Raw genomic sequence first — 13,754 nt, forward strand, 5'->3', positions numbered from 1 at the left:
GCCATGCAGTCGATCGTTTCTTAATTATCCTTTTTTACCTTGAGATTGGCGGAACATATCTTCCACAACAATATCAAATATTTCTCCAAGTGTTGCACAGTAACTTAACACAAGCCATGGTTCGTTTGTATGATAGTGAATTTTGATTAAACTATCATCACCGACAACCAGCAAACAATCGCCCTCAAATTCATTTTCAAAGTGTTTCGTAATTTCAACTTCTGATAAGTCAGTGCCTTCAATTAGAAGTTGTGTATCGTAACGGTAATCTGTTTCCATAAATGTGAGTCCTTTCTTCTAAGTACGAATTTAGTATATTCCTAATGCGAATCATTTGCAAGTGTGTTGACATCTCATTAAAAGTATGGAATAATTCAAATGCAAATCGTTCGCAATTGGAGGTAGATATGATAAAAGATGTTAATGCAGCTTATCGGTATGTTAATTCTAGAAACAAGAAGACTCGTAGAAAAGCACTCGCGATGATACGAGAACATAACCGACTCAAAGAAAAGAAATAATGAGGGGGAAGAAATAGTTAAAGCCTTACGTTCGCACAAATGCACTCGAAAGAGTGCATTTCTATTAATATTTGAGAGGATGATACGATGAAAAAGAAACGTTGGATTCGATTTCTAGTGGCATTACTACTAATTGGATTGACTCAAGTTTCACCACAATTGGTTGAAGCAGAGACCCTTACTGAATTATGTACTACTGACAAAAATGATGCTCGATGTCAAAACTTTAAAAAATTAACCGAGACAAAAGCAAATCTTGATGACATCAATAAAAACTTAGATAGTTATGCAGAAGAGTTAACACTCTACCAACAATCAATGGTGGCAATGCAAGAGGAAATTACTCAGAAAGAATCTGGAATTGAAGCTTTGAATGAAAGTATAACCAAGTCTCAAGAAGAAATTCAGGTGCTTGATGAAAAGGTAACAGTGAAAAAAGATGAAGTAGCGAAACAAATGGTTCGAAGTCAATCGACAATGCGTGTGAATAACTACTTTGAGTTCCTTTTTGATTCCAGAGATTTTGCTGACATTATACGTCGCATTGAAGCCGTGAATATTATTCAAAGAGCAAACCGTGAAGTAGTGAATGAATATCATGAAGCATTGAACGAATTGAATACTAAGCATACTCAGTTAGAAACGGATCAAGCTACGTTGATTCAAGAAAAAGAAACTCTAGAAAAGGATTATGAATCAGCATCTATTGCGAAAGAAAATATTGGCGTTATTGTGAAAGAATTGATGGTTCAAAAGGAATCACTCATGATTGAAGAAGAAACGATTAATAGTAAAGTAGCTATAGATGAACAAAAGTTTCAAGGAGTAACACCAGGTAATGCAACACCTGCACCAAGTGGAGGTCGACTATCGAGACCTCTCGCAACAGGATATTGGGTATCAGCCGGTGTATGGTCCTATCCATGGGGTGGAACACATCTTGGGGTAGATCTTGCACCAGTGAATGGAAACGTGGGAATGAATCTTTTGGCTCCTGGGAATGGTATTGTAGTAGGAACTCATGGTGGTTGTCCAACTTGGGGGTCCTATGGAAGTCGTTGTAACGGTGGCTATGGAAACTATATGAATATGATTGTTAGTGATGGTGTAACATCCTATGGTATTCTCTATGCACATCTTATGAGTGGAAGCTTCACAGTGCCCGCAGGAACCGTAGTTCAAACTGGAGATGTCGTAGGTCGTGTTGGTTCCTCAGGGAGCTCTACAGGTCCCCATGTTCATGCAGAAGCCTATAATCTCGGTAATATATCAATTCAAGAAGCTTACAGTAGATGGAATGGTAGTAATACTTTCAGTACTGGTAGTGCCTCTAGTAATGGCTTAAACCATCGTTGTTCAGTTTCAGGAGTACCTTGTCGAGAGAATCCTCAAGAAATTTGGAATTACCAATATGGTGCTTCGTACTAATCACCCCATTAATGAAAGATATTTCATATAAGACATCAACTAAAAAAGATATGCTATATTAAAAATATAGATTAAGGTGATAGTATGGGTCGAAATGGAACTACCAAGGTAATCCCTAGTGGTCAAAGTTTTAACGGATACGAAAAATATGCTCCTTTGTTTGGAAGTTTAGCCATCTTAGGTGTTGGTTTTGTTATGTTAAAGTATCCAACACTCTTAAATGGGAGAACACCTTTTACTAATTTTATTGTGTATCTTGTATTAATGTTGGGTTTGATTGGATTGGGCTATTCTGTTGTCATCCACATACCACGTATGAATTGGAATGCAAGTCAGAGCCGTATTGAACTGTATCAGAAAATGGTGGTTATCTATCAAGATCGACAGATAACTGAAATACCATTTGGAGATATTGATGCTATTGAAGTATCAAAGACAAAAGTTCCAATGAATCGTACTGGAATCCATGACTATCTTGTAGATATCTACGATATTCAACGTCATAGAATTTTCCAATTTCATACCAGTCATTATCCCAATGCATTAGAATATTTGGAGTTATCATCACTCCAGTCATGTATAAAAATTATAAATTAATACGCTTACAGCTAAAAAAACATGAAAAAAACAAGATTTTTTCCAATTTTTTTAGCTTTTTTCTAGGATTGAAAAAGAGGGTTATGCTAAAATATTTGTGACGCATCAGGACCACAAATTGTGAGGAAACCCTCAAGAAAGTTACCCAATGATGTTGAAAAGGAGGCCCATTTAGATGGCAAATAAAATCATTGTGTTAGATTTTGGTTCTCAGTATAATCAACTTATCGTAAGACGCATACGCGACTTAGGGATTTACAGTGAACTCTTAGATAATGAAATTACAGCTGAAGAAATTCGTGCAGATAAAGATATTGCAGGGATTGTACTTTCAGGAGGTCCAAACTCTGTTTATGAAGAGAACGCTTATCATATTGACCAGGAAATATTTAATCTTGGACTCCCTATTTTGGGAGTGTGTTATGGAATGCAGCTTATGGCACATCAAAATGGTGGACGAGTTGAATCTCATTCAAAGAAGGAATACGGTTTAGCACCTATTAATATTCTCAAAGAGAATCCATTAACCCATAACCTACCTCAAACATTCAATGTATGGATGAGCCATGGTGATCAAGTAAAAGCAGTACCTGAAGGATTTGAAGTCTATGCTTCATCAGATAATACCGATATCGTAATGATGGGAAATGTGGAGAAACATCAATATGGCATTCAATTCCATGGAGAAGTAAGAAACACAGAACACGGTATTGATATCATCGAAAACTTTGTTTCAGATATCTGTCATGCTGAACGGACTTGGTCAATGGAAAACTATGTTGAACAACAAACAGAACTAATTCGTGAACAAGTCGGAACAGATCAAGTTATTTGTGCTTTATCTGGTGGTGTAGACTCCGCAGTCGTAGCCGCACTACTTCACCACGCAATTGGTGACCAACTCGTATGTATCTTTGTAGATCACGGACTCCTTCGTAAAAATGAAGCAGACCAAGTTGTGGAAGTATTTAGAGATCACTTCAAAATTAACTTAATTAAAGTGGATGCTCAAAAACGATTCCTTGATAAACTCGCTGGTGTTGATGATCCTGAGCAAAAACGTAAAATCATTGGTACAGAATTCATCGCTGTATTTGATGACGAGACTAAGAAACTAAAAGATGCGAAATGGTTAGCACAAGGAACTATCTATGCTGATGTCATCGAATCCGGTACTAAAACTGCACAAACGATTAAGTCACACCATAATGTCGGTGGCTTACCTGAAGATATGCAATTTAAACTAATCGAACCGCTACGTTCACTTTTCAAAGATGAAGTTCGTAAACTTGGACTCGTACTCGGTTTACCAGAACATATTGTTCATAGACAACCATTCCCAGGTCCTGGACTTGCAATCCGTATCATTGGTGATATTACCGAAGATAAAATTAAAAAAGTTCAAGACAGTGATTGGATCTTCCGTGAAGAGATTGCGAATGCAAGTCTTGAAAGTGAGATTTGGCAATACTTTACGGTGCTAACAAATATGAGATCGGTTGGCGTTATGGGAGATCAAAGAACCTACGATTATACCTTAGCACTTCGTGCGGTTACCTCGATTGATGGGATGAGTGCTGATTGGGCACGTATTCCTTATGATGTAATTCAAAAGGTGTCAGTACGAATTGTGAATGAGATTGAGGGAATTAATCGTGTAGTGTATGATGTGACCTCAAAACCACCCGCAACAATTGAGTGGGAGTAAGAGAATAAGAGCAGTAAGTCCTTTATTAATAAGGGTTTACGCTCTTTTACTAATGCAGGATATTTATTCTTTCTACCCATATGACAAGCTCCTCATTTTTGCACTATTGTCTTATAACAATTGTACGAATACAAGATGCTTAGCTTTTTATTGTGTCCCATTACCTGGGGTCAGTACCTGAGTTATCGCTTTTTGTATTCCCCCACTATTTTACACAATCATTACACTTTGGTTGACACAAAAGATAAGAAGTTCGTGGTAAACTAAAGGAAAACGAGCAAATACAAACTCACGAAGAAAACGAAGAGAGTATACAGAGGACTTTAAAAGATAAATGGTTCAGTTGTAAAAAAATGGTAAGGCATCATAAGAAATTCTTGAAGAGTATGACTTAACTGCTTCTACTTTCCATAAATGGGTTAAGCAAGATGAACTATCCGGATCATTTAAAGAACGTGATAATTTAACTCCCGAACAAAAAGAAATAATTGAATCGAAAAAGCGATTGAAACATGCAGAAATGAAAAATGATATTTTAAAGCAAGTAGCTCTGATTATTGGATGAAAATAATTGTAATCAAATATCAAATCTTATGCGCACAAATATCCAATAAGATCTATGTGTAAAATACTCGATATTAGCATATCAGGTTTCTATAAATATAAAATTAGCAAACCGAAAATCGATACTGAAACACAACGTGTAGTAAGAATCTTTAATGATAATCAAAAAACCTATGGATCACGTTGTATCCGAAAAGAATGCAGACGTGAAGGAGTCGTGGTATCAAGAAGACGTATCGCACGTATCATGCAGGTTGAGGAGTTAATCTCAACGTGTGTACTTGCCCATTATAAAGTTCATAAATAAACAGTTAACGAAGATACTGTAGCAAATGAAGTTAATAGACAATTCGATGGAAGAGATAGCTATGAGGTTCTCGTCAGTGATCTAACTTATGTAAGAGTAGATGGAAGTTGGAATTGTATTTGTATGATTCTTGATTTACACAATCGGGAAATTGATGGTTACAGCTCGGTTCTAGTAAAAATGTATTTTTAGTCATGGAGGCATTTTCAAGAATCAAAAAAAAATTATCAAAGGTACAATACTTCCCTGCAGATAGAGGTAATGAATTTAAAAAATAAATTAATAAATGAAACACTAAAACATTTAAAATAAAACGGTCCATGAGCAATAAGTGTACACTATATGATAATGCCGTAGCAGAAGAGATATTTAAAGCTATAAAAACGGAATTTGTATAGCAAAATTCATTCAAATCACTTGATTAGTTGGAAAAGAAACTATCGGCTTATATTTGGTGGTTTAATAATAGAAGATTACACTCAGCGCCTGGATATTTCCTCCAGTTGAGCACAAAGATAATAACTCCTTATAAAAAATGTCCACTAAAGTGTTGACATTCCATAGTATAAATTCTGGTCGGTGTTTTATTTAACTAATACTGTGTCTAATAAATGGCAGTTAATATAGTGATTTAAGATATAATGATAGTAACAGGTAGAAAAATATCAAATATATCTGTTAGAATAAAGCTACAATGATGAATTTCAATAAAAAAAGTTTATCTTAAAATGAACAAGTGGATAGAGTGCCACTCGATTAAGACATTTACATCTATAAGTAGAACAAACAAAATGGTACTCAACAGCAATTTTCTTCATTTCAGTAATATGTAAATAACACTAGTATTGCTACTTAATTTTACTCATTAGGAGAAGTAATAATTTCAAACAAGGAGAACAAAAATGTACCGAAAAATATCAGAGAAATTATATGAAAAATTTGTAGTTAACCATATGGCTTGTGCAATTCAGGGAAAAGATGGAAAATATTATACTAAGTATATTAATGTAAGTAGTAAAATCATCGAATCTATGCTTAAATCAAAAAGCTCGATGGGAATATATCAGCAACTAAATGGAAATGTAAAATGGGTTTGTATTGATTTTGACTGTAAAGACAAAGAATATCCTAATGTTGAGTTGATGTACGAAGAGATAGTAGATGACTTCATATTTAAATTAGATAGTTTAAATATTTCATATTTGAAGGAATACTCAGGAAGACGAGGAATTCATATATGGATAATATTTGATGAGTTTATATCTAAAAGAGATGCCTATAGAATAGTTTCGTATCTTATTTTAGATATTAAATACGATAAAGAAAAATATGGGATTGATTTATTTCCTGCAACACCGACATCTGCCGGTAATAAGGTAGGCAAGCAAGTAAAGCTACCATTATCAACACATAAAATGGGAAACCAATCGTTTTTTTTTGAAAATGAGCTTGATTTAAAAAAAGAAATAAATATAGATGAACAAAGTGAAATTTTAGAGAAATATACGTTTCAAACTCCTTCACAACTGATTGCATTACTTAATGAAGATTCGACAAATTCTCAATCGGTATTTAAGAAGCATGCGATTAAATCTGAAAAAGATACTAATATATCGGTTTTCTTTAGAGAAGTTTACTCTATTTTATCTGAATTAGAACCATATGAGAGACTCTTTACTAAAATTAAAAATGGTCAATTAGAAAATGTAGATTATTTAGTGCTTTATGGAACCAGTACAGGATTTTCTAGTGATGATTCTTTTTTTGAATATTTGATGGAGGATAATCCACTGTATAATGAAGAAATTTCCCGCAGAAAAACGAATAAAATAAAACAGGGATATGGGATACTCACGCTGGGGAGCTTATTTGATAGATATTGTTGTAAACTTAGCGAGAATCTTAATCCTCTAGATACTGCTGTAGATTTCTTTATGAGAAAAACTAATGATAAATACTTGATGTATATAACTGATATTAAAACCGAAACGGAAATTGATATATTAAGTAATATATCATATACAGCCAGCAAAGAAAAAAATTATTTTTTTGAAAATGACGAAGTTATTAATCCAAACATATATATTGATTTTATGAAAAATCAAGTTAGAACCAATGAATTTATAGTTTCTGACATTGAAGAGATATGTTTTGGGAAAAATAAACATTCAGAAAATATCGAATTTTATAGGTATATTAGAAAAGAAAAGGATAAGGATAGACAACTCGTTTCGTTAGGCTATAAGGATCGAATTTTAACAACACAGTTAGCTCTGAATATTTCCTATGCACTTAATCGATTTCAAAACATTAAGTCATTTAGTTACAATATCAATTTTTCATCTAAAAGATACATATTCTTTAATTGGTTCAATTCATGGAAAGAATATACAAAACGTATAAATACATACTTAGAAATCCCCTTTTTTGATGATTATGCTTTGATTCAGTTAGACTTGAAGAAATTCTACGAGAACATTGATTTTATTACTCTGTCTGAAAAATTGAATAAGCTAACTGTTGATGATAGTGTTTATTATCAGTTAAAATATCTTGTTAATTATAATGAAAAACTCATGTATGAGTTGACAAAATCAAGAAAAGGGGTGCCGCAAGGTCCAGCTTATGCAAGAATAATTTCTGAGCTATTTATTCAATTGATTCTAGATGAAGCTTTAAAAAACCATTCAAGTTCAACTGTTTTAAGATATGTCGATGACATGTGCATAATTTGTCCTAAGGATGATGTCGATGATATGTATAATGAATTAAAAATATTACTCTTAAAGAATGGATTACCATTAAATAATAATAAAACAAGAATTTATTATGAATTAAGTGATTTAACAGAAGAAGAAAAAAGAACAATTAATTTTGGTAATAAAATGTCTTATGAGTTTAATACATCTAACGAAAATATGTTGCAAACTAATGAAGAAAAGAGTGACTTAATTTCAGACAAGTTGAGTAACTACAATATTGATGATTGCAGCTTATTGTTTTCAACATCTACGGATGATTACTATAAAAAAATGTACTTTATAAGAAATGCAAAAAGTATATTTTCAGAGGAATTAGGAAGAGGAAGTACATTCATGAAGATATATGCATTTCTATTTTCTAGTGATGAACTTGTGGAACTCTGTGTAAAGAATAAACTTTTTAAAAATTTAAAAAGTGAATCATTAAATTTTAGTGTTTTTATTAATCATTTATTCATGTTCATTGATCAAGACCTTATTTCTGATAAATCCTTATTATTAATTTGTGAATCATACTTGATGAAACTAGATATTGACGAAGTTATCGTGCAAAACATTGATGATTTACAAACATTAAATGCTATCAAAAAACATGTAGAAATGACTGCTAAAGAGGATGTGAACTATAAGTAAAATAAACGAGTTATATAAAGCTGTCTACTTGAGTGAGGAACCCCAAAATATAATCATATTATTACAGGAGTTTAACGGTTATTATTCTGAGGATTTGATTGAAGATCCAATATTAACAATAAAAACTTTCATACTAATGATTCGTAAAATTACGAATCATTCAATTAATGAAGAATACCAGAGTGATCTTGATAAGGAGATTATTAATGCTTATTCAAATATCGAAAATATACCGATAAATGATCCAATTAATATCGAGACCAAACTTTTTTCTTTCATTAAAAAAGTTAATAATCTTGATGGGAATATAAACGCGTTAGAACAACTATCTACAGATATATCAAAGTTTTCATTAGAGCTGGATGGTATTAATAGAATTTTCACTGTGAGAAATAATGAAAATAAATTAGTTTTTCCTTTGGGAAATATAATGAAGTATGTTTTGGAATCTGACTTAGAAAAATTCACTAGAATGGGTGAAAAAGAAATTGGAATTATTTTGCTTTCTCTAAGCATTTTTCGAGACACAGAGAAATATAAAGAGAATGTTGCAGAACTTAATAAATTATTAAAATCCTGTAATATTGTGCTCTTTGACTACATTTCGGAAGCTGATCGTGATGAAAATTTTGTGAAAAATTTAGTTGATAATGGATTAATTGTAATTTCGGCAAAATCAAAAAATAAGATTTATATCAGAACAACAAAAAGTAAGGACTATTTTGATGGCGGTGATCATTATGTTCAATCAGAAACTAATATCAAGGGTGAGGAAATTGCTTGGTTTGTTATAAAAGAAATTAATAATTATGAATTTAAATCAGGGAATGATATTATAAAAGAAAGAAATCCAAAACAAATACTTAGATTACTTGATTTTGTAATAGGTGATTTACATTATAATGTATTTGCAAAAGATGCTTTTTACTTCTGCAATCAGGAGTTGTTTATTACTAATGATTTTACATTTAGAGATGAGGTTATTATTTTTGATAAAAAATCTCATCGAATGAATTCATCAGATGTTGTGTATAAATTAATAGAAAACTATAGACTACAATTTTTTTACGATAATCTTTCATCATTTAATAATGTTACTTTAGGATTTATCGCCGAATTGATTTTGAAATGTGGAATTTGCACAGATGATTTATTGGATTTAACTAACGAAAATGATACGGTCGGGCTTCAAGAACGTATCCTCACTAACTACATAGACAGTGGAGAAATTTCGCTGATAAATCTTGTAGATTTTCTGACTATATGGTTAGCAGATTTAGAGTATACTGCAGAAAAAAATAACTTTAAAAGTAAACATGTTAAAGATTTAAAAGGATTTTATCCAATACAGTTTTCTGATAATTTCTATTCCGTAGTTACTTTTGCTTATATTGAAAATTTTGATTTTTTAAGTTTGCAAAGGCAAAGAGATGTTTTCTCGATAGAAAAATCTGATACACCAATCAATTACAATGATAATCGATTAGGCTTCTTAGATAGAGATGGGAATATTTATAATGATAATGGTGAAAGTAAAGATATTACATATAGCTACTACCTAGAGATTGGAGATGAAAAAATCGTTAATGAGGATATAGATCAACTTGGAAAATTATTCAGAAAAATAAGTATTGAAAGTGCTTGCTATGTTCCGTTAGGCATTTTTCTAAGTTTGAATAAAGTCGGTATTGATCAGATTCTAAAAATTATGGATTTACAAAAATCTGGACTGTGTTTCGATTTTGACACTACGATTTGCGAGTCAATATATTTCTTCAGGCTTGTTAATCACTTAGTATATTACGAAATTTATGATCAAGAATCTGTAGAAGCATTTGTAAAGTTAATAAGCGTTTGTCATGATATTATCGATTTTAATGTAATACTGTCAAAACATATTAAGAATTTAGATAAAAATTGCTTATTACTAACAAAAGACCATTTAGGAAATGACTCAACAGCTCAAATGGCTATTAAAGATTACTGTACTAAGCCAAATCAAAGAAACAATTTAATAGGATTTTCTCAAACAATTTCACTAAAAAAAGAGAATAATAGTTATAACTTCAATAGTAAGGATTCAAAAATAAACAGAATAGAGATTGTGTTTGATTTGACTCAATCAGGAAAAAGCACTCTTGAGACATTAAACCACTATATGGTTGATGAAATTAGCGATGGATTCAGGCCTAGAATTATTTGTGAAGATAACTATGTTTTGGTTACTGATATTTGCTGTTTAAATGAGTGTCCTTTAATTATTGAAGTATTTGCTGGGAGTGTAGATTCAAAAGAAAAAATAGAAACTTTTATGAATGGTTTTTCAATCTCTAATTGGGAAGTGAATTATTTAACAATGATAAGTAAAATTGTAGATGATAACTTTGTGAATTTGTGGAAGACTGCATATCCTAAAGTAACATCAATGTACGGTGATATCGGACATGATAATAGAAATGGACTACTTAAAATTGGCAATTTTCCAGTAATTAGAGAGTATAACCAGCCTAAGATGAATATCTATGCTAATGATGAAATGAATTCAAATCAAATATTCAACATATTAATTAAGAAGAAAGAATTACAATACTAGTACGGAGAAAACAGACTAATACCGCCTAACAGAAAGAACATAAATGATTTAATTAGCAATTTCTACCGAGTAGATCTAATATTTTATTTTTCAGTAAGAGTGTTTAATAATGGTAGTAGGATTACCGCCAACCACTGGTTAATCAGGGATCTCTCTCACACGACATTTCTGGTAGTAATTATGGTTACACCTTTAATAATTTCCTCAATTACCCCGCTTTTAGCTCTTAAAAATATTACATTGAACTGTCCAACTTTGAAATTCTAAATAATGATACGATATAGAAAAGGATAAACTAAATAAGACAAGAAGGAAAGTAGGGAAATCTACTCTAAATAATTATAAGTATCATCTTCGATTTAAGTACAAATAATTAGAACTATGAGCCTACCCACTTACGATTGATTGTTCAACCATGATTCGCTTAGATGACAGTCAATGTGCGTCCCATCCATTCTCGGAAAGAGTGTGACGTATGAGAGTCATACGTAATATTTGTTGTGGAATGGATGCATGCAAGAATATCATCGTTGCAGCGATTGTGAACGTTAATCACGGTGGTATTTCAACGTTAATTCGAAGAAGCTTCTCAATATATAATAATGAGTCGATAGACCTTTGCGTGCGGAGCTTATTGAAAATCAATGTACACAAGTCTGTATGGAATCGAACGGTGAACATTGGATTAAAAATTTCAATATCTTTGAGTCTGATATTGAAGTTTTTCTAACTTCGCCCAAATATGTTTAATGCAATAAAAGTGAAAAAAACTGACATAAAACATTGATAAGCTCCCCTTAAAGAAGACACCCGAAATGAATTAAAACAGGCACTTCAAAAAGTGAGTAGTTTTTTCAATGGTTGGAAGCAATAAATATCCAGAAGAAGTAAAAGAACAGGTTGTTAAAGAATACTTGAACGGAATAAAAAGAATAAAAGAAATAGCTGAAGAAATGAGAAAGAGGATTGATTTGATCCATTTACTGATATAATGCATTTCACACAAAAAATTTACACTTGACTAATCATTTTTACCACTATTTTTGATCAGGTCTTAATTTGATTTTCACTTAAAGCAAAAAAAAGTAAAAGCTTCATAAACTATTATATATTTAGTTTTAGTGATTAAGGTTTGGGTCAAGGTATGAAGTATTGGTTGAAATTGCTATAATTGGATTGTATGTAAGAAAAGAGGATTGTAATGAATACTTTAACAAATAGTCAACAAATTGCATTTAATGAAATGATGGAGAAGAATAATGTGTTTATTACTGGTGAAGCGGGAACCGGTAAATCTTTCTTAATTAACAAGTTTGTTGAAGAGTGTGAAGCAATAAATAGAAAAGTATTGTTGGTTGCTCCAACAGGAATTGCAGCACTTAATATTGGCGGTTCAACAATTCACTCACAATTTAATGTACCACATCACCCACTGGTCGGAAGTGAGAAAATGAAAATAAACAATTCATTAAAAAAAGCAGATGTAGTAGTTATTGACGAAATTTCAATGTGTAGAATTGATTTGTTTGAGTTTGTAATTAAAATGATTTTTGAAGCTGAGGCACAATCAGGAATTAGGAAACAAATCATTACTGTTGGAGACTTTTTTCAATTATCTCCAATTACAACGAGAGAAAATAAAGGAATACTTAAGGATCACTATCCAAATTTTGTTAACGGATACGCATTTGAATCAGATATTTGGACCACGCTCAACTTCCAAACAGTTTATCTTAAAGAAATAATGCGCCAAGATGATTCGGAATTTATAAACAAGCTGAACTCTGCGAGAATAGGAAATAAAGAGTGTATTCCCTATTTCAATAATCTCGTAGGTAAGCCAGACAATGAAGGAATATTTTTGTTTGGAACAAATAATGATGTAAACAAGGTTAACCAAAAAAAATTAGATGAATTACCTGGTAAATCAAAAATTTATAAAGCTGAAATAGAAGGTGATATAACTGAAGCAAACGTACTAGCAGTTAAAGTTTTGGAATTAAAAGTGGGAGCTAGGATTATGATGCTAGTTAATGATATACAGGGTTTCAAATATAAAAATGGATCTCTTGGAGTGGTGAAAAAGTTAGAAAAGAATCAAATACTAGTAACAATTGACGGCGATGATGACGTAATTTCGATTGACGTTCATGAATTTAACAACTCCATATATGAATACGTTGAAAAAGAAAACGAGTACGGAGAGTTAGAGGGGAAAATGGAAACTAATATAATAGGCACATTCACTCAATTTCCTCTAAAGTTAGCTTACGCGATTACTGTTCATAAATCACAAGGACAAACTTTCGATAAGATAAATTTATCGCCGGATTTCTTTAATCCTGGACAAATGTACGTTGCTCTGAGTCGTGTTAAAAGTGTAGACGGATTAACATTGATCAAATCAATTAGCCCATCAAATATGAAGCATGATCCAAGGGTTAGTGATTTTTATAATCTAGAAGTAGAAATGAGCAAAAGAGAAAAAGAAGTTGTTTCAAGTTTAGGATTAAGATTATTAAACCTAGACGAAAAAGATATATTATCTAATCCTCAGATTGTTATAGAACAAATCAAAAAGGCTAAGAGAAAGCTGAATTTTGAAAAAGATGCCATCGTGGAATAATTTATCTTTGACTTA

At 31.8% G+C, this 13,754-nt stretch carries 11 protein-coding genes and 1 pseudogene; 11 read left to right on the forward strand and 1 reads right to left on the reverse strand.

Features of this window, described 5'->3' with window-relative positions:
• Window positions 1–24: 24 nt before the first annotated feature.
• The gene (locus tag H9L01_RS05130; RefSeq protein ID WP_187534935.1) at window positions 25–279 is read right to left on the reverse strand and encodes a kinase to dihydroxyacetone kinase; all 255 of its coding nucleotides are present in this window, start codon (window positions 277–279) and stop codon (window positions 25–27) included.
• A 128-nt stretch (window positions 280–407) separates the two neighbouring features.
• On the opposite strand from H9L01_RS05130, the gene H9L01_RS05135 reads away from it, so the two are divergent.
• From H9L01_RS05135 to H9L01_RS05180, 11 genes and pseudogenes are all read left to right on the forward strand, one after another.
• Window positions 408–521 carry a putative metal homeostasis protein gene (locus tag H9L01_RS05135; RefSeq protein ID WP_187534936.1) on the forward strand — a complete coding sequence of 38 codons (114 nt, stop codon included), beginning with the start codon at window positions 408–410 and terminating at the stop codon, window positions 519–521.
• Between the two features lie 87 nt (window positions 522–608).
• Window positions 609–1,949 carry a murein hydrolase activator EnvC family protein gene (locus tag H9L01_RS05140; protein WP_187534937.1) on the forward strand — a complete coding sequence of 447 codons (1,341 nt, stop codon included), beginning with the start codon at window positions 609–611 and terminating at the stop codon, window positions 1,947–1,949.
• An 84-nt stretch (window positions 1,950–2,033) separates the two neighbouring features.
• On the forward strand, window positions 2,034–2,546 hold the full coding sequence (locus tag H9L01_RS05145) for a hypothetical protein (RefSeq protein ID WP_187534938.1): 513 nt from the start codon (window positions 2,034–2,036) through the stop codon (window positions 2,544–2,546).
• Window positions 2,547–2,721: 175 nt separating this feature from the next.
• Window positions 2,722–4,254: a glutamine-hydrolyzing GMP synthase gene (gene guaA, locus H9L01_RS05150; protein ID WP_187534939.1), complete on the forward strand. Its 1,533-nt coding sequence runs from the start codon at window positions 2,722–2,724 to the stop codon at window positions 4,252–4,254.
• Window positions 4,255–4,624: 370 nt separating this feature from the next.
• A pseudogene (locus H9L01_RS10985) lies at window positions 4,625–4,795 on the forward strand (IS3 family transposase); the annotation flags it as partial.
• A gap of 78 nt (window positions 4,796–4,873) precedes the next feature.
• Window positions 4,874–5,125, forward strand: coding sequence for an IS3 family transposase (locus H9L01_RS05155; RefSeq protein ID WP_187534940.1), 252 nt, complete (start codon window positions 4,874–4,876; stop codon window positions 5,123–5,125).
• Between the two features lie 902 nt (window positions 5,126–6,027).
• Window positions 6,028–8,520, forward strand: a complete 2,493-nt coding sequence (locus H9L01_RS05160; protein WP_187534941.1) for an RNA-directed DNA polymerase — start codon at window positions 6,028–6,030, stop codon at window positions 8,518–8,520.
• Window positions 8,521–8,656: 136 nt separating this feature from the next.
• Window positions 8,657–11,113 (forward strand): hypothetical protein, encoded by a 2,457-nt coding sequence (locus H9L01_RS05165; protein ID WP_187534942.1) that lies wholly within the window; start codon window positions 8,657–8,659, stop codon window positions 11,111–11,113.
• A 475-nt stretch (window positions 11,114–11,588) separates the two neighbouring features.
• Window positions 11,589–11,843 (forward strand): hypothetical protein, encoded by a 255-nt coding sequence (locus H9L01_RS05170; RefSeq protein WP_187534943.1) that lies wholly within the window; start codon window positions 11,589–11,591, stop codon window positions 11,841–11,843.
• A gap of 127 nt (window positions 11,844–11,970) precedes the next feature.
• Window positions 11,971–12,105, forward strand: a complete 135-nt coding sequence (locus H9L01_RS05175; RefSeq protein WP_187534944.1) for a helix-turn-helix domain-containing protein — start codon at window positions 11,971–11,973, stop codon at window positions 12,103–12,105.
• 209 nt (window positions 12,106–12,314) lie between these two features.
• A complete protein-coding gene (locus H9L01_RS05180) occupies window positions 12,315–13,739 on the forward strand; it encodes an ATP-dependent DNA helicase (protein ID WP_187534945.1) in 1,425 nt (474 codons plus the stop codon).
• The last annotated feature ends 15 nt before the right edge of the window (window positions 13,740–13,754 follow it).

This window comes from Erysipelothrix inopinata, from assembly GCF_014396165.1.
Lineage (GTDB): Bacteria > Bacillota_I > Bacilli_A > Erysipelotrichales > Erysipelotrichaceae > Erysipelothrix > Erysipelothrix inopinata.

Bases quoted from the DNA above. Each gene is read 5' to 3' on its own strand.
- H9L01_RS05140 (WP_187534937.1), top strand. From the start codon at position 609: ATGAAAAAGAAACGTTGGATTCGATTTCTAGTGGCATTACTACTAATT.
- H9L01_RS05135 (WP_187534936.1), top strand. From the start codon at position 408: ATGATAAAAGATGTTAATGCAGCTTATCGGTATGTTAATTCTAGAAAC.
- H9L01_RS05175 (WP_187534944.1), top strand. From the start codon at position 11,971: ATGGTTGGAAGCAATAAATATCCAGAAGAAGTAAAAGAACAGGTTGTT.
- H9L01_RS05155 (WP_187534940.1), top strand. From the start codon at position 4,874: ATGTGTAAAATACTCGATATTAGCATATCAGGTTTCTATAAATATAAA.
- H9L01_RS05180 (WP_187534945.1), top strand. From the start codon at position 12,315: ATGAATACTTTAACAAATAGTCAACAAATTGCATTTAATGAAATGATG.
- H9L01_RS05145 (WP_187534938.1), top strand. From the start codon at position 2,034: ATGGGTCGAAATGGAACTACCAAGGTAATCCCTAGTGGTCAAAGTTTT.
- guaA (WP_187534939.1), top strand. From the start codon at position 2,722: ATGGCAAATAAAATCATTGTGTTAGATTTTGGTTCTCAGTATAATCAA.
- H9L01_RS05165 (WP_187534942.1), top strand. From the start codon at position 8,657: ATGATTCGTAAAATTACGAATCATTCAATTAATGAAGAATACCAGAGT.
- H9L01_RS05130 (WP_187534935.1), bottom strand. From the start codon at position 279: ATGGAAACAGATTACCGTTACGATACACAACTTCTAATTGAAGGCACT.
- H9L01_RS05170 (WP_187534943.1), top strand. From the start codon at position 11,589: ATGAGAGTCATACGTAATATTTGTTGTGGAATGGATGCATGCAAGAAT.
- H9L01_RS05160 (WP_187534941.1), top strand. From the start codon at position 6,028: ATGTACCGAAAAATATCAGAGAAATTATATGAAAAATTTGTAGTTAAC.